This window comes from Streptomyces sp. BBFR25 (genome assembly GCF_044590125.1).
Taxonomy (GTDB): Bacteria; Actinomycetota; Actinomycetes; order Streptomycetales; family Streptomycetaceae; genus Streptomyces; species Streptomyces canus_D.
Genome location: NZ_CP172447.1, coordinates 242,621 through 262,630, shown reverse-complemented (window position 1 = coordinate 262,630; position 20,010 = coordinate 242,621). Strand labels below are relative to the sequence as shown.

The following is a 20,010-nucleotide window of genomic DNA, read 5'->3' as shown; positions in this document are numbered from 1 at the left end:
ACGGCACGGAGCTGCGGCAGACCCGGCTGGAAACCGCCCGGCCCGCGCAGCCGGTGGGCACTGCCCACCGGCGAGCCCTCGGGCGGCGACCTCCTGTATCCCGTCCGTTCACGCCACGAGCTGCCCCCTGCTGAGTTCACACCGAGCGCGGCTTCTCGCCCGCGCCGGCCCGGACCGGGACCGCGCCGAGGACGGTCGAGCTGTCCTCCGACGACGGGCGCATCTGGCATCGCGCCGATGCGGTCTGCCGGTGAAGGCGCAGTGCGGGCCCCACTGGACGCACCCCGGCGCGCCGCGTTCCTGTCACTGCGGGTCCGTGCCGCGGACACACAGGGCGGACCGGTGACCCAGACGGTGAGTGACCCAGACGGTGACCCGAGCGACCGGCCTCGGGTGAAGGGCCCCTGATCAGGTGCTGTCCTGACGAGAAGGGCTGATGTCCGGCAACGGAATGCCCGCAGTCGGGTGACTTTCGAGGAAGGTCACCCGACCACGGGCGGAAGTGTTGCCGGGATCGGAGCGCAACCAGTACCGACGCCTGCCGAAGCGGGACCGGGCGCGAGGGACGACGCCAGAAAGGAGGTCACGCAGAAAGGAGGTCACGTCGCCGCTGACGACGCCGACGTGCCGAACCCGTCCGTGATTCACGTCACGGGACGGGCCTGACGGTCAGACTCCGTCGTTCTCCCAGTGGTGGGTCGCCGTGGTCGCGGTGACGGCGTTCGCGTAGACGAGTGCGACGCGGTGGTTGTACTGCACGGTGTACATCTTCTTCCCGCCGATGACGACCGCGCCGCTGGACGGGAAGTAGTCGTCGGTGGCCGAGGCGTCCTGGGTGGCCACGTACGCCTGTCCGGCCGGGATGGAGTACATGCCGAGCGGGGCCTGGGTGGAGGCGCCGAGACCGGCCGGATACTCGGCCTTGTCGGGATAGCTGGAGCCGTAGAGCGCCACCGGTGCGCTCCCCGCGGGCTTGATGATCTTCACTCCGTACCGGATACGGGTGTTGGTGCCGCCCGGGTTGTGGAACCACACCTTCGCGCCGCTGAACCAGACGGCGGTCCAGTCGTCCCGCACCTCTGCCACCACGAACTGCTGACCGGCCTGTGCCGTGCTGCCCCAGTCGTTCACCCGGTTGGTACCCGCGGCGCTGCCGTGGATCGCCTGGTCGCCGAAGAGCGGGGCGGTCTCGCCGGGGGCGGTGCGCAGGTAGACGAAGTTGGCCTGCTGCTGCCGCTCGGTGCAGGTGGGCGTCTGCCCGGTGGGGTCGTCGGACGGGCACACCTGGAAGGTCTGCACGTTGTCGGTGAACGAGGGCGTGATCGCCACGACCTCGCCCGGCTGGGGCACCTCGGGCAGACCGCTGACCGGAGCCCCGAGCAGGCTCATGAAGTGGTTCCAGTCCCACGCGTAGCCGGGGTCCCAGTGCATGCCGGCAACCAGCGAGGAGTTGGGCCCGGCAACGTTGTCATGGCCGATGACGTGCTGCCGGTCCAGCGGTACGCCGAAGCGGGCGGCCAGGTACTTCACCAGGTCGGCCGTGGCCTGGTACTGCGACTCCGTGTACCAGGCGGCGCCGTGAGCGGCGTAGCCTTCGTGCTCGATCCCGATGGAGTGCAGGTTGGTCGAGTAGTTTCCGGCGTGGAAGGCGATGTCCTTGGTCGGGACCATCTGGGTGACCGCACCGGACGACGACATGACGTAATGGGTCGAGGCGGGGTTCGTGGGGTTGGCCAGACCCGCGACACCGGCGTCGTAGGTGGACTCCAGGTCGTGAATGACGATGGTGTCGACGCGGATGCCGTTCGTGGGCCGGTTGGCCACCTGGCCGCCGGCCGGAGAGCCGGCGACGAAGGTGCAGTCGACCGTCGTGGGGCATTCCGTAGCGGCCGCCGTGGACGCCGTCTTCAGGTGGAGGGCGTCGATCTGCTGCCGGTCGGGGGTGACCGAGGGGCTGGCGGCCACGCGCAGGCGCTGGCCGTCCTGGGTCGTGGCGGAGGCACCGCCCCGTATCGTGCGGAACACGCGATCGGCGAAGCTCGCCGCTGCCTTCTGCTGCTTGGCCTGGCTGTAGCGGGCCACGGCCCCGTACCACTTGGCGGGGTCCGTGGGCGTTGCGCCGACCAGTTCCCGCTCGTAGGAGGCCAGCAGCGCGGCGCCACCCCGGATGTTCGCGGCGTCGTTCTCGCGCAGTGCCCCCGCCGACAGGCCGGTCAACTCCGCGGCCTGGTGCAGCGTGTGGAGAGCGGGGTCGGCGGCAAGAGTCTCAAGGTCGGCTCGGCCGGCGGCACCGGCACCGCCGCGGGCCAGCATCGCGGGGGTGACGTCGGTGAGATTCATCGGCCCGTAACCGCCGTCGGTGCTCGGCAGGCCACCGTGGCCGTCCCACGCCGATTCCTGGTGGGACAGAGCGAGCAGGACGGTGGGCGGAATGTGGTATTCGGCCGCCGCGGCGAGCAGGGCCTCCTGACGCTCCCCCGAGACGTCACTCGCCGTGTCGGCCTGGGCGGCGCCCGACATGGCCAACAGGCCACCCGCGACGAGTGCGCCCACCGTGACACCGACGGGCAGAGCGACTGCCCTTCGTGACTTGTGCAAGGTGATGCTCCTTATCAAGAAAGTAACCGGCATCGAGGCGCGCCGACCAGCGGCCGTGACAGGCCGTCGGCGCAAGGCAACTCGATGCGGGGATGACTATAGGGCGAAGCTGGTTGTAGGTGCCACGAGAGCCTGCACGGTTCAACACGGTGCGTTGTGACACTGGCCGACGGCACTGTTGCCGCCCTCCCGCCGAGCAGTGACGTGCCGGTCGGGATCTCGTCAGGAAGGAAGCAACTCGACGACGACGCGATAGCTGGCGGGCTCCGACGTGATGTGGAGTGCGGGGTCGTCGAACAGGCGCTTGAGCGCGGCGTGCCACTCCTGATTGCCCGTGGCCCTGTCGAGTTCGGTGCCCGAGGACCACTCGGCGACATGAACGAACCGCGTCTTTGGGGCGTCGGCCAAGGGGCGGTGCAGCCGGGAGCGGATGAATCCGGGCTGCGTCGACATGATCCGGGCGTTCTCCTGGTACGCCTCGGTGAAGTAGTCGGCCTCCTCCGACGGCACGGTGTAGGTCTTGATGAGGACGACCGGATCGGCGGTGTGCGTCTTCGATTTGAGTGAGTCGGTCATGCCCATTCGACAGGCGACGGCTCGCCCCTGTGACGAGTGGTCGAAACCCCTGCAATAGCGAATTATCTTGCCGAGGTGTCACAACCACTGAGTGCCAACGGTCTAATCGGTGGCCAATAGCGCTGCTGCTGGCGCAAGTTGAGGTCCGACCCACCTGGTCGGAACAGATGTGTAGGAGAACAGTGTCAGTCATATGCGCCGTCCGGGGCGGTCGGTGACCACGTCGGTCGAGGTGTCCGCACTCACGGTGCGTTACGGCGGGGTGAAGGCCGTGGAAGACTTCACCCTCTCCCACTCCAGCGGTGGCGTGATCGGATTGATCGGCCCCAACGGTGCAGGGAAGACGACGTTGTTGAATTCCCTCTCAGGGGTGACACCTCCGACATCCGGAACCATTCGCGTGAACGGCCACGACCTCACCGGGGTCGGCCCCGTGCACACCGCCCGCCTGGGTGTGACCAGGACCTTCCAGAACCTCCAGATCTTCAGCTCCCTGACCGTGCTGCAGAACGTCATGCTGCCGCGCACAGCTCGAAGTCTGCCCCTCTCCCTCGGCCACGTCCTGGGCCTGGCCACCTCCAGGAAGCGGGTCGAGGCCGAGCGCCGCACGGCCAGTGAACTGCTGGAGAGGGTAGGGCTGGGGCCCTACGCACACCTCTCCGCGGGGAGGCTGGCCTACGGACTTCAGCGCCGGGTGGAGATTGCGAGGGCGCTGGCGGGAGACCCCGCTCTGCTGCTCCTGGACGAACCCCTCGCAGGTCTCGCGCGCGCGGAAAGCGCCGATCTGACGGCACTGTTCACCGACATCGCGGCGGAAGGTGTGACCGTACTGTTGGTCGAGCATGATGTCGCCGGCGTCTTCGCGGTGTCGGACCGGGTGTTGGTCCTGGACCATGGCCGGCTGCTGGCGGACGGCCCATCCGACCGGATCGCCGCCGACCCCGTGGTGCGCGCCGCATACCTGGGCGAGGAGATGTGACCGAACTGCTGCGGGCCACCGGGCTGGTGTCCGGATACGGTCGGATCGAGGCCCTGCACGGAGTGGATGTCTCGGTGTGTGCCGGGCAGGCCGTCACCGTGATCGGACCCAACGGCGCCGGCAAGTCCACGCTGCTGCGCACGCTGGCGGGCCTGACCCGCCCGTGGCAGGGAACCGTCGAGTTCGACGGCACGGACGTCACCCGTTGGTCGGCGGAGCAGCGGGCGCGAGTGGGGCTGGTGCTCGTTCCCGAGGGCCGTCATGTGTTCGCCGGGCTCACAGTCGAGGAGAACCTGCGGCTGGGCGGCTACGCGGCGGACCGGGCCGCAGCCGGGCTGGACGCGGTCTACGACCTCTTTCCCGCGCTCGTCGCCCGCCGACGGCAGCCCGCGGGCACTCTGTCGCCCGCCGACGGCAGCCCGCGGGCACTCTGTCGGGCGGCGAACAGCAGATGGTGGCCATCGGCCGGGGCCTGATGAGCCGTCCGAAACTGCTGCTGCTGGACGAGCCGTCGCTGGGACTCGCCCCGCAGGCGGTCCGGCTGGTGACCGACGCCCTGGTGGAACTGGCCGGGCGTGGCACGACGCTGGTCCTGGTCGAGCAGAGCGCCGGCGTCGCCTTCCGGGTGGCACAGCACGGACACCTCATGGAGCGGGGGCACCTCGTGGCATCGGGACCCGTCGGCCAACTGCGCGAAGACTCCAGGGTCGTTCGAGCCTATTTGGGAGGGCCCGTCGGATGAACACCCCCGCACCGCAGTCACTCACGATCGGAACCCGGTAGCCCCGCATGGCGCAGTTTCTCGACTTCACACTCTCCGGACTCGGAGCCGGCACCACCTACGCACTGGTCGGGTTGGGGGTCGCGTTGGTGTACCAAGTCACCGGCGTGATCAACTTCGCGCAGGGCGACTTCGTCATGCTCGGCGGGCTGGGATGCGCGGTGTTGCACGAGGCGGGCACTCCCCTGTGGGCGGCTGCCCTGACCGCGATCGCGGCCACCTCCGCCGTTGGCGCCCTGCTGGATCTCGTCGTCATCCGACGAGCACGGGACGCCGACAGCGAACGGCTGATCATCTTGACGATCGGCGCCTCGGTGACCATGGAGGGCGCGGCGCTCCTCGCCTTCGGCGCGGACTCCCACTTCGTCCCGGCCTTCTCCGGGGGCCACGCCTTCGACGTGTTCGGGGCCCATGTGCCCCGACAGTACGTGTGGTGCGGGGTGGCCACCGGGGTGGCAGTCCTGCTGATGTGGGTGTTCCTCACCAGGACCTTGTGGGGTACCGCGATGCGCGCCACGGCCATGGAACCCGAGACCGTCCGTCTCATGGGCGTCTCGCCGGCCCGGATGAGCCTGCTGGCGTTCACCGTGGCCGCGGCGCTGGGCGCGCTGGCCGGAGTGTTCCTGGCTCCGCTCCAGCCGCCGGACGCCTCGGTGGGCATCCCCTTCGGTCTCAAGGGCTTCACCGCGGCGGTCATCGGCGGACTCGTCTCCCCGGTGGGCGCCGTGGCCGGCGGGCTGCTGGTCGGACTGGTCGAGGCGTACGCCACCGGATACCTCAGCAGTGAGTACAAGGACACGCTCACCTACGGACTGCTGCTCATGGTGCTGCTGCTCCGGCCCACCGGGCTGCTTCGCCGGGCGTCGGTGGTGCGGGTATGAACGGGTCGCACCGGGCGCGCGCCCTGGTCGGCTCTCGTGCCGCCGGGTACGCCGTCTTCGTCGTACTGCTGCTGACGGTGCCCGCCGTCTTCACAAGGGTGCCCTTCTACACGATGTCGGTCGCGGTGCTCATGTGCCTGCAGGCCACGGCGGCACTGGGTCTCGTTCCCCTCGTCGGCCGGGCCGGACAAATCTCCCTCGGGCAGGCCGCCTTCTTCGCCATCGGCGGGTACACCTCCGTGATCCTCACCGGCAGATGGCACGTCAACGCCCTGCTCGCGCTGACCGCCGGGGCCGCGCTGGCCATGGCCGTGGCCTACGTCGTGGGGCTGTTCATCTTCCGGGCACAGGGCCAATACCTGGCGCTGGCCACCCTGTCGTTCGGTCTTGTGGTCAGCTCCCTGGCCAACCAACTGCCGCTGACCGGCGCCTCGAACGGGCTCTCGGGCATTCCGTCGCTGGCGCCGTTCGGTGTGGAGCTGGACACCGACCTGTCGGTCTACTACCTCGTGGCCGGCGTGCTGCTGATCGCCGTGCTGTTCGTCGACGCGCTGCTGCGGTCCCCTGCAGGGGACGCGCTGACCGCGCTGGGTGACAGCCCCGTGGCGACGGAGGCCGCCGGGGTGTCGGCCGCCGCGCTGCGCCGTGGAGCGTTGGCGCTCGCTGCCGGGCTCGCCTCGATCGCGGGCAGTCTGTACGCCCATTGGTCGTCCTTCATGGACTCCGGTCAGGCAGGGCTCCTCAGCTCCGTACAACTGCTCGTTATCGCCTCGGTCGGTGGACTGCGTACCCCGTGGGGCGCGCCGCTCGGTGCGCTGGTGATCATCACGTTCTCCGAGGCGTCCAAGGACTTGATCCCGAAGGTGTTCCCGTCCGCTACCGGGAATTTCGACATCGTCGTCTACGGGATCGCGTTGATAGCCGTGCTGCTGTTCCTGCCCAGAGGGGTGGGCGGCGTGTCGGCGGTCCGCACAGAGCGGTCGCTTCGGAAGCGGCAGGACTCTCCTGCCCCCGCCACGACGGCTCGTACACAGGAAAGAGAGAAACAGTGATCCGGACAGGTACCTCGTTGGCGCTGACCGGCGCGATCCTTGTCGGCGCCTTGGGGCTCACCGGCTGCGCCGCGTCGGAGCAGGACGACGGGACGGGCGGGCAGTCGAAGGGGGGAGACATCGCGATCGGCGCCAGCCTGGAGTTGTCGGGGCCCACGCAGAGCATCGGCACGGCGTACAAGAAGGCCCTCGAACTGCAGGTGGACTCGATCAACGAGCAGGGAGGAGTGCTGGGCGGACGCAAGCTCAGGCTGATCGTCAAGGACAACCAGACCAAGCCCGCGCAGAACATCACGAACGTCAACGACTTGATCAACAACGATCACGTCGTGGCAGTGATCACGGGAGGCTGCTCGGCGTGCACCGTCCCGGTCACCAGCATCGTGGAGAAGCGCAAGGTGCCACTGATCTCGCTGGCCTCGGCAACGGCGATCACCAACCCCGTGGCGGAGCGTCAGTACACCTTCAAGATCTCGCCCAACCCCGCTCAGGACGCCGAAGTGCTGCTGGCCGATCTGAAGAAGCAGGGGGTGAGGAGTGTCGGCCTGCTCAATGTCGACAACCCCTACGGGCAGGAGGGCCGGGCGACGGTCCTGGCCCAGGCGAAGAAGACCGGCATCAGGGTCACTGGCACGCAGCAGTTCGGCCAGGAGGACAAGGACATGAGCGTCCAGGCGAAACGCCTGGTCGACGACCGTCCCGAGGCCGTGGTCGTCTGGGCGGTCATGCCCGCTGCCGGGATCATCGCCAAGAACCTGCGGGACGCGGAATTCGACGGTGGTGTGTATCTGGATGTCGGCGCCGGCGCGGAACTCTTCGTCAAGGGCGCCCAAGGAGCCGCGGAGGGCGTCCACATGGTCTTCCCCCGCGTCCTGGCGATCGGTGACGTCACCTCGGGCGGTGAGAGCGTCCGGAACCAGAAGCAGTGGGTGGCGCGCTACACCGACACGTACCAGGACTACTCCGGGTTCGCCTCCTTCGGGGCGGACGCTGCCCTGATGCTGCGCAACGCCATCGCCGGGGCGGGCAGCACGGACGGACCCGAGCTGCGCGACACGATCGAGACGATAGGCTTCGACGGAGTGTCCGGCCCGATCCGGAACTCGGCGAAGGAGCACTCCGGTCTCCAGCCCGAGTCGCTCGGCGTACTTGTGGTACGAGACGGCGACTGGCATCTGGCGAACTGACGGGCGGCCGAGGGCCGGGCCACCCGTGCTTTTCGGTCTTCCTTGCGAAGGCGAGGAGACGACGCCGGATGACGGGCAGACGAAGAGTCATGGTGGACACACAACTTCGGCACGGGGAACGGACCCGGCAGGAATCCCGTGCGCGAGGAACCATGGCGATCTGGCGGTGGGCCAGGTGGGCGGCACTCCTCCTCGCCGTCGGCTGGGCGCTGAACTCGGTCGTCAAGCTGGTCGAGGGTGCGCAGGGACGCGAGCTGTGGTGGCCGTTGCTCAGTACCGTCATCTGGGCAGCGGTGACCGTGAACGGGTTCGTGACCTACCGCCGTATCAGGACCAGGACACTGCCGGCCATCACCGGTCGGACGGCAGCTTGACCGTCGTTCAGCCCATGAGGTCCGTTCGCGGACTGGCGCTGTGGACCGTCATGATGCCGTTCGGCGCCGCAGGCTGCCGTCCCTCAAGGGACTGGCGCTTGCGCACCTCATGCAGGGGCGGGGCCTCGCGTCTCCCTGTCGTCCGTGCCGCGCCGGGCTTCCGGGAGGACGTCCGGACGCGCTGTGCGTGCGCCGGACGCAGCGGCTGGGGAGTGTGCACCCGTCTCCGGCGGGGTCACGACCAGGATTTCGTCCGAGGAAGTCCAGCCCCGTTGTTCCGCTTTGCCGGGAGCGAGGCGTACGTCGACCTCCCGGCGCGGGGTGCGCGCATCGTGCGCTCGGTACCCGATCGCGCACTCTCCGCGCCTGAGGGCGGACGCCACCACGGTGGCGAAGGACGCCACCCGTCCCGGGAGCACGTAGTGCGAGGCCGGGCGCAGGGCCAGGGCGCCGCCCCGTGCGGCGAAGAGCGCCTCGAACACAGCGGCCATGCCGGTGTTCTGCGCGATCCTGGTCATGACCAGGGAGGTCAGCTCGCCGCGCACAACAGCGTCCCACTCCAGGCCCAGCGGGGCCAGTGCCAGGCCGCGGTGGTCGGTCAGTTCGGCGACGACGGGCAGGGCCTGGCCCGTCTCCTCCTCGACGGCCCGCAGGGTCAGCAGCGTGAGCAGGAGCTGGTCGTCGGGTCGGGCCCGGTGTGGTCCCGCGTCCGGTCCGAGCGCGATCACACTGTCGTAACCGAACAGGTCGAGTGCGCGAAGAGTGTCGGGTCGGGTCGGCTCTCCGACGTGGTACGACACGGCGACCCTTTCGTCGTCAGTGGGGCCGGCGGCCCCCGCGCTCACCGGTCCGTCGCCGGAACCGGTGACGACGTACAGGTGTGAGCCCGTCCGTGCGGTGCGGCGGAGCAGGTCCATGACGAGTGGAGCGCGACGGTTCCACCCCAGCAGCAACGTCTTAGAGGGAGGCCGCTGTCGGTCGTGCGGGCCCGCCATGACGGTGAGATCCACAGCAGTACCCTGCTGCTTCGGAACGGGCGGCCGATCGTCCCGGGCGACGACGATCAGGCGGTCCCCGGGGCCACATCGCGTGCTGGAGGCCGGTGTGAGCAGGGCACGGCCGTCGGCCGCCAGGTACCCGACGACACAGGCTTCCTCGTACCGCGGCGAGATCTCGGCGAACGTCAGTCCCAGGGCGTCCGGTGCGTGGACCACGTGGAACTCGGCGCCCGTGAGATCGAGAAGGTCCCTCAACGCCCGCACCAAGCCGGGGTGCCGGGAGGCCTGGACGAGCAGCCGCGCCGTGGTGGACTCGACGTCCAGGACGACGCCCCGCGGTCCGGCAGCGAGCCGGGCCGCGGTCAGGAACCGCTCGTCGCGCACGGCGGCCACCACCGGTGGGCCCGCCCCGGCGCCGAGCAGGGCTTGCAGGGCCAACAGCACCCGGACCACTTCCGCGTCGGCGGCGTCATCGTCGCCCGGCAGCACCAGGACGCAGTGTGCCGCGGCGGGAGTGAGCAGCGCGAGGGCAGCGGGGTCGGTCGGCGCGCCCGTACGGCAGACGACGCGTACTCCGCGAGTCACCCCCAGCGCCGCGTTCAGCTCAGAGGCCATCACGGCGGAGTCGCGGTCGGCGAGCACCGCGACGGCTCCCCGTACTCTGCCGACCTGGCTGATGACCATCTCACCGACAACGGTGAACACCTGATCGGACCAGCCGAGCACCACCGCGTGCCCCTTCTCCAGCACCCTGGACCGACCTCGGCGCAGTTCTTCCAAGCGGTCACCCAGCCCGGTCGTGATCACACCCACCAGGGTGGAGACACACAGCAGGGCAATCAAACCGAGAAACACCGACAGGACCATCCGGAGCGGCGCGCCGGTCACCCCGCCGAGGCGGAGGGTCTCTGCGCTCGTACGCCACACGGCGACGAGCCGTTCCGAGAGGGATCGGGGTGCCCGCGGGTCGGTCCACACCAGGAGCGTGCTGACGGGAACGACGATCGCCAGACAGCAGGCGGCCAGCCAGCCGAGCAGGGCGCCGGTGCTTCGGGCCAGTGTCCGGTCGAAGACATAACGCGCGCGGTGTCGCCATGAAACCGGCCGCTTGCGCCCCATAGTGTGTACCCCCTACCGCCCCGCGCACCGCGTGAGCCATCAGCGGAAGAGTGCTGACGCGAGAGCCGCGACACACCGTGCCACGGGAATATTCACCCGTTCGGGAACGGCACGGCGGGCTACGGCTCCGAGCAGCGCTGCCCGGAGCCGTAGCCCGTTGTCCTGCCGGGGTGACGTCGGGTCAGCGGAGGCCGAAGGCCCGGGTGACCGTCTGGTGGACGGTGTTGCCGACCGTGTCCCGCGCACTGGCGCGCACCGTGACGAACTCCGCCCTGCTCGGGGCGTCGAGGCGGAAACCGCCGTTCCCGGTGCGATCGGCGCGGTGCCAGGTGCGGCCGTCGTCGTAGGAGAGCTCCACGGTGGGCGCGCCGAGGTGGCCGACGTGCGCGGCGCCGGGCAGGTGCGCGGCCGTCACGGTCAGCGTGGCGTGCCGCTTGGCGCGGCAGGCGCCGTCGAGCTCGACGCGGTAGTCGAGCTGTACGAGCGGCAGCACCGTTTTGGCCTCCGGGTCGGCGGCGGCACCGGAGACGAAGTCCCACTGGGTCCGGGTCGCTGAGGAGTACGGCGTGAACGGCGCATTGCGCTCACCGGTGACGACGAGCCGGTAGGGCAGCGTCCCGGGGGCCGGAGCCTTGCCCTCGACGAGCGAGAAGACTCCCTCGCCGAGGGTCGTGCCGCCCTGGGACAGGGTCATGTGCTGGGTGGTCGTACCGGTGTCGTCCTGGCTGAGGCCGACGTGGTCCCGGCTGCCCCAGGCGGGGACGTCGATGGCCATCGAGTCACCGATGCGCAGGGGCGACCGGTACGCGTCGTTGAGGTGAGGTCGTTCGATGGGCCTGAACCACTCCTCCGACTGGCGGCTGCCGGGCCGGTAGGCCGTCTTGGCGCCGATCTCGTAGGTCACGCCTGACGCGTACGCCTCCTGGTTCCAGCGGTAGTCACCGGTGGAGACCCAGTCGGTGCGGGTGCCGCTGACGGGCTCGGGCTGGGGCCCGCCGAAGGTCCAGCCGCTGCCCGGGATCCAGTCGTAGCGGAACTCCCCGCCGGACCCGTCGGGCAGCGGGCTGTCGAAGGCCACGTCGACCTGGGCCAGGGAGCGGGAGTCCGCCCGGGTCGTCATCCGGGTCGGGATCTCGTTGTGCCAGCTCGCGAGGAGGTCGTACACGTAGGGGCTGACCGGCTGGGAGGCCACGGTGACCTGCGCACCGCGGACCTTCGCCCGGGCGGCGAGCTTCTCGCCCTCGTCGGTGCTCAGCAGCGCGACGTCGAGGGCGACGGGCGGCCCGAAGGGCTCGCCGTAGCCGCGCACGGCACGGCCGTCCTCGTTGTTGACCACCAGAAGCAGTTTGGCCCCGGCGGCCACGGCATTGGCCGCCTGGACGCCGTCGGCGACGTCGTCGTTGCGGCGTACCACCACGGCCTTGCCGCGGGCGTCAAGCCGGGCGTAGTCGGCGCCGGCGCCGTTGCCCGCGAAGACCAGCGGCAGTGTGCGCGTGCCCTTCGGCAGTGCGGTGACGCCGTCCTGGCGCAGGACGTCCGTGAAGTCGGTGGTCCGGGTGGACACCGTCAGCGCGGGCTGCTCCTTGCGCCAGCGGGCGTTGACGAGGAAGTCGCCGTGGGTCACCTTGTGGGTGGTCGGCTGCGCCCACAGGCTGTCGTACGCGGTCTGGGTCTCCAAGCCCGTCCGGTAGGTCGTCCCGCCCATGGAACGCTGGTAGTCCAGCCGCTGATAGGTCGCCTCGGTCCGCCGGGGCACCGTCGTCTCGATGCGCTCGATCCGGCTCGCGTCGAAGGTGACCGTGGCGTCCTCCGTCAGCCGGACCTCGGGGTCACCGAGCAGCGCCATGCCCCAGGAGTGGGGGCCATGGACGCCGGGGACGGTCTTGAAGGCGAGGGCCGAGTAGGTGTCCTCCGGCAGGTACAGCTCGGTCGTGCCGCTGTCACCCACGAGGACGGGGAGGGACTCGGAGTCCCCCGACCTCAGGAGGTCGAACACGCCCGGCACGGGGTTGCCGTCCGCGTCCTTGAAGTGCACCGTCAGCTTGTGCCGGACCGGGCCCTGGGACACCGCGGTGTGCGCCACGCTCCGCGCGTCGGCGTCCGTCGCGAGGATCTGGCCGCTGTAGGTGCGACCACCGGCCGCGCCCGAGCCGTCGATCGTCAGAGTGACACCGGCGGAGCCGTGCGCGGGCACGGTGACCCGGGAGGCCGACAGCCGGAACATCCCCTGGGGTGCGTGCGTCGCCGCGACCGACAGATCCAGGGTGACCGCGGCGCCGGTGGTGTTCGTGTACGTGACCGGGCGCTGCACGGGGCCCGGTGAGCTGCCCGGGGCGTAGGCGGTCGCCGAGGCGTACACCCCGGCGTGCACCGCCGCGTCGACGTCCACCCGGCCGCTGCCGGCCTGGAACGCGTCGTACTGCGGAGTGCGGTGCGAACTGCTGGCGAGGACGTCCTTCAGGGCGCTGCCGGTGAGGTCGGGACGTGCGGCGGCGAGCAGAGCGGCGGCGCCGGCGACGTGCGGTGTGGCCATCGAGGTGCCGCTCAGGCTCTGGTACGCGCCGTTGCCGCCTGCGGCGAAGGAGGAGTTGGCGGCGAGGATGCCGACTCCGGGGGCGGTGATCTCCGGCTTCAGCGCGCCGTCGACCCGGGGTCCCTGGCTGGAGAACGGGGCCACGGTGTCGGTGGAGTCCACCGCGCCCACGGTCAGTGCGGAGGTGGCCACACCAGGGGCGCCGACGGTGCCGGCCTCGCCCCCGTTGCCCGCGGCGACGACGAACAGCGCGCCGGTCTCGGCGCTGAGCCGGTCCACGGCCTGGCTCATCGGATCGCTGCCGTCGGACGGCTCACTGGAGCCCAGGCTCATGTTGACGATCTTCGCGTGGCGTTCGAGGGTGGCCCACTCCATGGCGGCCAGCGTCCACGAGATCTGCCCGCGCCCGGAGTCGTCCAGCACCTTGCCGATGCTCAGCCGCGCTCCGGGCGCGACCCCCTTCTCCTTGCCGTCCGAGGCCGCACCGGTGCCGGCGATGGTGGACGCCACGTGGGTGCCGTGCCCGTCGCGGTCGTCGGTGTTCTCGTCCGGTACGAAGCTCTGCCGCGCCGCTATCCGGTCGGCGAGGTCCGGGTGCCCGGCGTCGACGCCGGTGTCGAGAACGGCGACCTCCACGCCCTGCCCGGTGTTGCCGCCGGCCCAGGTTTTCGGGGCGCCGATCTGTGCGGTGCTGTCGGCCAGGTCCGCCTCGACCGGGGCGTCGAGCCAGATGTGTGCGACACCTCCGGGGAAGGCGGCGTCGGTACGTGCAGTTCCGGCGTCGTCGCCGACCGTGTTCCTTCCGGTGACGGAACGCCAGAACTCCGCGGCCCGAGCCCGGTCGGCGCTGAGCGCGGCGCCCTGGACACTGGCGAGGTCGCGCACCTTGCGGGCGCCGTCGGGGACAGCGGCCTTACGGTGCGCCGTCGCGTTCCGGTACGACACGATCAGTGGGAGCCGCTCGCAGGAGGCGTCGTCGTACCCGTCCTCGATCAGGTCGGTGACGTTGAACAGTTCGCGGTCGAGGCTGCCCCCGGCTACGAACGGCAGGGCGGACTCCGGGTACACGAACAGGTCACCGTTCGCCTCGGTGATACGCGACCGCGCGGGCTTCCCGTCGGCGTCCCGCACGGTGACCGTCCCACCGGTTCCTCCCGAGCCTTGACGGGTGGTCACCACGTCGCCGGTGATCAGTGTCACAGTGTGTTCGCCGGTGGGAACGCCGGTGGAGGAGGGCGCCTCGTGCGCGGCGAGCGTGGGTGCGGAACCGGGCCGTGCCACGGCCCGTACGCTGAGCGGTCCCGTGAACACGAGCACCGCGGCGGCGGCAACTGCCGTCACATTCCAGCATTTTGGGTGTCGCTTCAAGTGTCTGTATCTCCTGCGGTCGCGCCGGACGGGGACGATCGTCCCCTGGCGCTTCAAAGTTCACCGAACAAACGGTCGGCATCTCTGAAGCGCGGTGAGCATACGGCCACCTCGTACACCGTGTGAAGAGTGCGGGCCGACTCCTCGGACCGGCCCGGACGCCGGCCCCGAACGTCGCACGATCGTGGGCACGTCCGAACTCCCGCCTTCTGTCACACGGCGCCCTTCACTGCTCACCGACCGCCGGTTACCTGCCCCGGACACCCCCCTCTGTCAGCCGCGTCACTCGGCTCCGCTTCAGGAGAGGTAGTCCTCGACCTGCGAGGCGGGCCGAACGCGCACGTTGTCGGGATCCTGACCTGCGGCGACCCGCGCCTTTCGCTGCCGGAGCAGGTCCCAGCACCGGTCCAGCTCGGCCTCCAGACGGGCCAGACGAGCGTGCTCGGTCGACTCGTCGATCACCTGCTCCGCGAGCTGCTCCCGCAGGTCCTTTTCCTGACGGATCATTTCGTCGATGCGACCGAGGATCTGTCCCTCGGCGTCGGCTTCGGAGCCGGTCATGATTCTCCCTGGGACGTTGGGTTGCCACTGTCGGTGCGGACGACGGGGCAGTCGGTCGCACTCTTCATTGTCATCCCGCTGGTCGTGTCCGGCATAAGCAAGATGACCGCTCCCCACGGGAAGCGGATGCGACTCAGACAGTGTGAAGAAATCCAGTATGGTGTGGTGGCCGAGTGACCCGGATGAGGCTCAAGTCACACTGTGTCAGACTGATAGACGGCAAGGCGGCCCCGGACGCGTTGCTGTTGCGTTTATGGACCACGAGCGAGTCATGTGCACAAGCACCCCTATGTGATCCGGAAGAAGCAGGAGAGCAATGCCTACTGGTAGAACGACGGATCTGGACCGGTTCCTTTACGACCTCGAGGCGTACGCGGAGCTTGCCGAGGTCAACTTCGACAACCGAGCCGTCGAGCAGGTTGTTGACGCCTTCGCGGAGCAGTTCGCCGCCGGAACCATCACGGTCCGCACGACGACTCACGAAGCCTCCGCCCGCAGTGTGAACTTTCGTTACATGTACCCGGATTCGCCCCATGATCCGGTCGGGATCGCCCGGGCACACGGACTTCTTCCCGACGCCGATCCTGCCGTCATGTCGCTGCTCGGTGAGGTCACCGACAAGATCCCCCTGTGGTGGGGGCTGGACGCGTCGGTGGGACACGGCGTACAGAAGGTCTGGGCGTTCTTCGAGCAGCCCCTGGAATTCGGTGAAATCGCTTCGCTCGAAAGCATACCCCATTCCCTGCGGGACCATCGTGAACGTTTCGACGAGGCTCGTATCGACAGATTCGCGATCATGGGGTTCGATTTCCGCGACAACACGACGAACCTCTACTCCGAGATGGTCAGTCCCGGCTACTTCGACCAGGAGGACATAGCCAGGATGATCCGGGACACGGGTTCCCTCCCGCCGGACAACGAGGAGATCGGGCGCTGCCGGGGAGCGATCAACGCCTACTACACGTTCGACTGGAATTCCCCGCAGGCCCGCAGGCTCTGCTTCGCCGTCCCGGCGAGGGAAGGGGAGTTCCCCTCCCATCTGCACCCGCTCGCCGCCCGCTTCGCCGCCGAGGCTCCGGTTCAGGCGGGGCGCAGGGACCTGATCTTCAACCCCACCTTCGGTGCGCGTGGAAAGTACCTGAAGATGGAGGCGGACTACACCGGTGACGCCGCGTCCCGGGTCTTCGGCTACTGGAACCGCTGACCGTCCCCCGGACGCATCCATCGCGGTCACGGCCCTCGGAGGCAACGCTCCGTGGGGCCGTGCTTGTCGGTGAGCGCCGGCGCCGACGGTTCATGGGGCGGGTCTGCGGGGGTTTGTGCCGGAGGTGGGCCGGTGCCCGGCTGGCCCCGTGCACTCCTGTGGGACCACCAGGCGGCCCTGCGGGAGCACAGCCGTACCTGCACCGCCCGCAGACCGCATGGCCGGCCGGAGATCCCAGCGGTTCCCGGAAACGCGGGACTAGCGCTGCCCTGCGGCCCACTCGTCGAAGTGGGTCTCCGCGATGCGGGCGTCTGCGCCGGGGAGCAGGTCCGACTCCTGGAGTGTGATGCCCCAGTAGAGACCGTTCGGGTCCGTCACGACGGTACGGGTGTCCTCCCGCACGGCCAGGCCCTTGCGGATGAAGTCCTCCATTCGGAAGACGTCGGGGCCCGCGACCTCGACCGTGCCGTTGAGGGGCGAACCGACGGCCGTGCGCCCCACGGCCGCGGCCACGTCGCCCGAGAAAATGGGCTGGATCTTGATGGGGGCGACGCTCACGGTGTCACCCTCCGTGGCCGAGTCCGCCAGGCTCTTCGCGAACTCGAAGAACTGCGTGGCGTGCACGATCGAGTACGGAATCCCGGACTTCTTGATCATGTCCTCCTGGGCCTGCTTGGCCTGGAAGTAGCCGCTCGCCTGAAGACGGTCGGTCCCCACGACGGAGAGCGCCACGTGGTGGGCGACACCGGCCTCCGCCTCGGCCTTCAGCAGGTTGGTCGTCGAGACGCGGAAGAACTCCTTGACCGCGTCGTCCGCGAACGACGGAGAGTTCGACACGTCGATGACGACGGAGGCGCCTCGCAGCACCTCTGCCAGGCCCTCGCCCGTCAGAGTGTTGACACCGGTGTTCGGGGAGGCCGCGACCGCCTCGTGCCCGTGCTCGCCCAGCCTGGCGACGACCTGCGAGCCGATGAGCCCGGTTCCGCCGACAACTACAACCTTCATCGGAACGCCTTTCGGAGGGTTCTCTCGGGCGGCGTCCACGGCCGCGACCGAGCTGTCATTACTTAAGCAATGACCGGGCAGGAGTGCCACCTGTGACAGGAGGGAAGAGCGGGGGCCCGCAACCTCTCCTTGACTCCCCACATGCTGCTTCCTCCACCAGAGAATGACTGTGGAATGACTGTCGCCCCCTCAGTGCGCGCCATCGCCTCCGGCGGCGGCGTAGGTTCGGTCATGAAGTACCACGACGTCTGAACGAGGCCCTTGGTCGGTTACTCGTCTCGGGAAGGAAACGTGGAAGCTATGGGCGCCAAGAGGGTTGAGGAACACAGCGGGGTCGACGAGCGGGGACGTGCGCATCGCTCGGTGACAGCGCATGAGCCACCCGCCGGGCCGCCTGGTCGGGGAGAGGACGTCTTCGCACGGCTGGGGCCGCGACTGTTCGGGATCGCGTACGGCATGCTGGGCAGCACCGCGCAGGCAAGAGATCTCGTGCGGGACGTCTGGCAGCGCTGGCAGACTACCGACCGTGCGGGGGTCGCCGATCCGCGGGCGTACCTGATCATGGCCACGACCCGGTTGTCGATCGACGTCGCACACTCCGCGCGGTTGCGGCGCGCGTCCTACGTCGGCCCCTGGCTGCCCGAGCCCCTGGACACCGGCGATCATGCCGGGACCGGCGCCGCGCGCACGAAGGCGGTCGAGTACGACGTCCTGGTCATGATGGAACAACTGGACCTCGTCGAACGTGCGGCCTTCGTGCTGCGGGAGACGCTGGCTTCCCCCTATTCCGAGATCGCTGCCCTCCTCGACATGGACGAGGCCCAGGCCCGGCACCTGGTGCACCGAGCACGACGGCACCTCGCCACGGACCTCGCCACGGACCGGCAAGGCCGTGAGGACACCGCCGGTCAGACGCGCGGGGGTGACGGGGCCGAGGATTACGAGGCCGCATGACTGGGCCGGCGCTTGCCGACCGTCCGCGTCGTCGTGCCTCTCGCCGGTTCCATGCATTTTCGCGGGTGACATCGTCATGGACGAGCACCCGGCGATCGTGGAGACCGCCAACGGCCGATGCGGACGCGCGGGCCCGGGTACCGTCGGGGTCCCGTGCGCACCACATTGGGTACGTGCTGCCCGGCATCACCCACCCACACTGATGTGACATGGTGTGTGGAGGTACGAGTCAGTCGTGGGAGGATGTTCGTTCATGGGCGGAGAAGTCGAGGAGCCGGAGCCCCAGATGGTTCTGTCCCCGCTGACCAGTGCGGCGATCTTCCTCGTCGTCACGATCGACAGCGGCGGGGAGGACACCGTCCGGGACCTGCTGTCGGATGTCGCCTCGCTGGAGCGGGCTGTAGGGTTCCGCGCGCAGCCGGACGGCAGGCTGAGCTGCGTCACCGGCATCGGTTCCGAGGCATGGGACCGTCTGTTCTCAGGAGCGCGTCCGGCCGGGCTGCGTCCGTTCCGGGAGCTGGACGGGCCGGTGCACCGGGCGGTCGCCACCCCGGGTGACCTGCTCTTCCACATCCGGGCTTCACGGTTGGACCTGTGCTTCGCACTCGCCGCCGAGATCATGGGCCGGCTGCGCGGAGCGGTCACCCCTCAGGACGAGGTGCACGGGTTCAAGTACTTCGACGAACGCGACATGCTCGGTTTCGTCGACGGCACGGAGAACCCGACGGGAGCCGCGGCACGCAGGGCCGTCCTCGTGGGTGACGAGGATCCGGCCTTCGCGGGCGGGAGCTACGTCGTCGTGCAGAAGTACCTGCACGACCTGGGCGCGTGGGAGGGGCTCTCCGCCGAGGGCCAGGAGCGGGTGATCGGCCGCCGCAAGATGACCGACGTGGAGCTGTCCGACGATGTCAAGCCGGCAGACTCGCACGTCGCGCTCACCAGTGTCACCGGTCCGGACGGCAGCGATCTGGAGATCCTGCGGGACAACATGCCCTTCGGGTCGGTGGGCCGCGAGGAGTTCGGCACGTACTTCATCGGCTACGCCCGCACCCCCGAGGTGACGGAGACGATGCTGGAGCGGATGTTCCTGGGCACCGCGTCGGCACCGCACGACCGCATCCTGGACTTCTCCACCGCCGTCACCGGCTCGCTGTTCTTCACACCGGCGGCGGACTTCCTGGAAGACCTCCCCGCTCGACCCTGAGCACTGAACGACCCCCGTGCCCGACGCGAGGGTGGCGGCTTCTGGTAGAACCGGGCCGTGGTTCCTCGGAGCCGGCCCAAAGACTTCTTCGTCCGACAGCGGCCCGTCCGCTGCCCCGGACTACACCCTGGAGCCCGCTTTGTCCTTGCGAGCAGCTCGCACCCGGCCTGTATCCCTTCTCCTGGCCACCGCGCTGGTGACCTCGGCACTCACCGGCTGCACGCTGATGGATCTCGCCCGGGACTGCGAGGGGACCGACGCCCGGGTCGAGGAGCTGGCGGCGCTCCGCGTCCTTGACTCCCGGCCCGACGAGGCCGCCGTCGCCCGGGGCTTCGAGGAGGTCGACGCCGGCTGCTGGTCCGACAGCGGCGAAGTCACGGTGTACGCCGAGCGGACATACGCATGTCCCGGAACCCGGGCCGGCGTGGCAGCGCATTACCGGACAGCAGCGCAACAGGACGGATGGAGCCCCGACCCCGACGCCGCGCCCGGCGACCTGAGCTTCGTCAAGAAGACCATGAACTTGCGGATCACCTTCCTCACTGCCGAACTGCTCGCGGAAGGGGGCCATGGAAGCCGCCCCGACCTCAGCACCGGTGCCGGTTACTCGATCACCGTCGACTCGTACGCATAGCG

Annotated in this window: 15 protein-coding genes and 1 pseudogene; 10 read left to right on the top strand and 6 right to left on the bottom strand. The window is 69.4% G+C overall.

Annotated features, from left to right (window positions below; translation table 11 throughout):
* Window positions 1-669: 669 nt before the first annotated feature.
* Both ACGH52_RS01050 and ACGH52_RS01045 read right to left on the bottom strand, forming a co-directional pair.
* Entirely contained in the window at window positions 670-2,598 is a 1,929-nt protein-coding gene (locus tag ACGH52_RS01050) for an N-acetylmuramoyl-L-alanine amidase (RefSeq protein WP_399936823.1), read from the bottom strand.
* A gap of 222 nt (window positions 2,599-2,820) precedes the next feature.
* Window positions 2,821-3,174 carry an antibiotic biosynthesis monooxygenase family protein gene (locus ACGH52_RS01045; RefSeq protein ID WP_399936821.1) on the bottom strand — a complete coding sequence of 118 codons (354 nt, stop codon included), beginning with the start codon at window positions 3,172-3,174 and terminating at the stop codon, window positions 2,821-2,823.
* 214 nt (window positions 3,175-3,388) lie between these two features.
* On the opposite strand from ACGH52_RS01045, the gene ACGH52_RS01040 reads away from it, so the two are divergent.
* From ACGH52_RS01040 to ACGH52_RS01015, 6 genes and pseudogenes are all read left to right on the top strand, one after another.
* Window positions 3,389-4,153: an ABC transporter ATP-binding protein gene (locus tag ACGH52_RS01040; protein ID WP_399936819.1), complete on the top strand. Its 765-nt coding sequence runs from the start codon at window positions 3,389-3,391 to the stop codon at window positions 4,151-4,153.
* Window positions 4,150-4,895: pseudogene (locus tag ACGH52_RS01035) on the top strand (ABC transporter ATP-binding protein). Before ACGH52_RS01040 ends, ACGH52_RS01035 begins: the two are co-directional and overlap by 4 nt.
* A 47-nt stretch (window positions 4,896-4,942) precedes the next feature.
* Window positions 4,943-5,815, top strand: coding sequence for a branched-chain amino acid ABC transporter permease (locus tag ACGH52_RS01030; RefSeq protein WP_399936817.1), 873 nt, complete (start codon window positions 4,943-4,945; stop codon window positions 5,813-5,815).
* Window positions 5,812-6,867, top strand: coding sequence for a branched-chain amino acid ABC transporter permease (locus ACGH52_RS01025; RefSeq protein ID WP_399936816.1), 1,056 nt, complete (start codon window positions 5,812-5,814; stop codon window positions 6,865-6,867). Before ACGH52_RS01030 ends, ACGH52_RS01025 begins: the two co-directional genes overlap by 4 nt.
* Window positions 6,864-8,054: an ABC transporter substrate-binding protein gene (locus ACGH52_RS01020; protein ID WP_399936815.1), complete on the top strand. Its 1,191-nt coding sequence runs from the start codon at window positions 6,864-6,866 to the stop codon at window positions 8,052-8,054. The genes ACGH52_RS01025 and ACGH52_RS01020 overlap by 4 nt, the downstream gene beginning before the upstream one ends.
* A gap of 152 nt (window positions 8,055-8,206) precedes the next feature.
* Entirely contained in the window at window positions 8,207-8,428 is a 222-nt protein-coding gene (locus tag ACGH52_RS01015; RefSeq protein ID WP_399936813.1) for a hypothetical protein, read from the top strand.
* 107 nt (window positions 8,429-8,535) lie between these two features.
* Here ACGH52_RS01015 and ACGH52_RS01010 read toward each other — a convergent pair whose 3' ends face one another.
* From ACGH52_RS01010 to ACGH52_RS01000, 3 genes are all read right to left on the bottom strand, one after another.
* Entirely contained in the window at window positions 8,536-10,545 is a 2,010-nt protein-coding gene (locus tag ACGH52_RS01010; protein ID WP_399936811.1) for an NAD-binding lipoprotein, read from the bottom strand.
* A 181-nt stretch (window positions 10,546-10,726) separates the two neighbouring features.
* Window positions 10,727-14,446: a S8 family serine peptidase gene (locus ACGH52_RS01005; protein ID WP_399936809.1), complete on the bottom strand. Its 3,720-nt coding sequence runs from the start codon at window positions 14,444-14,446 to the stop codon at window positions 10,727-10,729.
* Window positions 14,447-14,743: 297 nt separating this feature from the next.
* Window positions 14,744-15,007: a DUF2630 family protein gene (locus ACGH52_RS01000; RefSeq protein ID WP_361466660.1), complete on the bottom strand. Its 264-nt coding sequence runs from the start codon at window positions 15,005-15,007 to the stop codon at window positions 14,744-14,746.
* A gap of 316 nt (window positions 15,008-15,323) precedes the next feature.
* Here ACGH52_RS01000 and ACGH52_RS00995 point away from each other — a divergent pair, with 316 nt between their 5' ends.
* Window positions 15,324-16,211, top strand: a complete 888-nt coding sequence (locus ACGH52_RS00995; RefSeq protein WP_399936807.1) for an aromatic prenyltransferase — start codon at window positions 15,324-15,326, stop codon at window positions 16,209-16,211.
* Between the two features lie 258 nt (window positions 16,212-16,469).
* On the opposite strand, the gene ACGH52_RS00990 is transcribed toward ACGH52_RS00995, so the two are convergent.
* On the bottom strand, window positions 16,470-17,216 hold the full coding sequence (locus ACGH52_RS00990; protein ID WP_399936806.1) for an SDR family oxidoreductase: 747 nt from the start codon (window positions 17,214-17,216) through the stop codon (window positions 16,470-16,472).
* 363 nt (window positions 17,217-17,579) lie between these two features.
* On the opposite strand from ACGH52_RS00990, the gene ACGH52_RS00985 reads away from it, so the two are divergent.
* The 3 genes from ACGH52_RS00985 to ACGH52_RS00975 all read left to right on the top strand — a co-directional run bounded on the left by ACGH52_RS00985 (window position 17,580) and on the right by ACGH52_RS00975 (window position 20,008).
* A complete protein-coding gene (locus ACGH52_RS00985) occupies window positions 17,580-18,170 on the top strand; it encodes a sigma factor-like helix-turn-helix DNA-binding protein (protein ID WP_399936804.1) in 591 nt (196 codons plus the stop codon).
* Between the two features lie 253 nt (window positions 18,171-18,423).
* Complete coding sequence (locus ACGH52_RS00980) at window positions 18,424-19,374, top strand: Dyp-type peroxidase (RefSeq protein ID WP_399936802.1); 951 nt, start codon at window positions 18,424-18,426, stop codon at window positions 19,372-19,374.
* 196 nt (window positions 19,375-19,570) lie between these two features.
* Window positions 19,571-20,008, top strand: a complete 438-nt coding sequence (locus ACGH52_RS00975; RefSeq protein ID WP_399936801.1) for a hypothetical protein — start codon at window positions 19,571-19,573, stop codon at window positions 20,006-20,008.
* The last annotated feature ends 2 nt before the right edge of the window (window positions 20,009-20,010 follow it).

Excerpts from the sequence above, each read along its gene's own strand:
- ACGH52_RS01015 (WP_399936813.1), top strand. The coding sequence starts at position 8,207 with ATGGCGATCTGGCGGTGGGCCAGGTGGGCGGCACTCCTCCTCGCCGTC.
- ACGH52_RS01010 (WP_399936811.1), bottom strand. The coding sequence starts at position 10,545 with ATGGGGCGCAAGCGGCCGGTTTCATGGCGACACCGCGCGCGTTATGTC.
- ACGH52_RS01045 (WP_399936821.1), bottom strand. The coding sequence starts at position 3,174 with ATGACCGACTCACTCAAATCGAAGACGCACACCGCCGATCCGGTCGTC.
- ACGH52_RS00980 (WP_399936802.1), top strand. The coding sequence starts at position 18,424 with ATGGGCGGAGAAGTCGAGGAGCCGGAGCCCCAGATGGTTCTGTCCCCG.
- ACGH52_RS00995 (WP_399936807.1), top strand. The coding sequence starts at position 15,324 with ATGCCTACTGGTAGAACGACGGATCTGGACCGGTTCCTTTACGACCTC.
- ACGH52_RS00990 (WP_399936806.1), bottom strand. The coding sequence starts at position 17,216 with ATGAAGGTTGTAGTTGTCGGCGGAACCGGGCTCATCGGCTCGCAGGTC.
- ACGH52_RS01025 (WP_399936816.1), top strand. The coding sequence starts at position 5,812 with ATGAACGGGTCGCACCGGGCGCGCGCCCTGGTCGGCTCTCGTGCCGCC.
- ACGH52_RS01030 (WP_399936817.1), top strand. The coding sequence starts at position 4,943 with ATGGCGCAGTTTCTCGACTTCACACTCTCCGGACTCGGAGCCGGCACC.
- ACGH52_RS01000 (WP_361466660.1), bottom strand. The coding sequence starts at position 15,007 with ATGACCGGCTCCGAAGCCGACGCCGAGGGACAGATCCTCGGTCGCATC.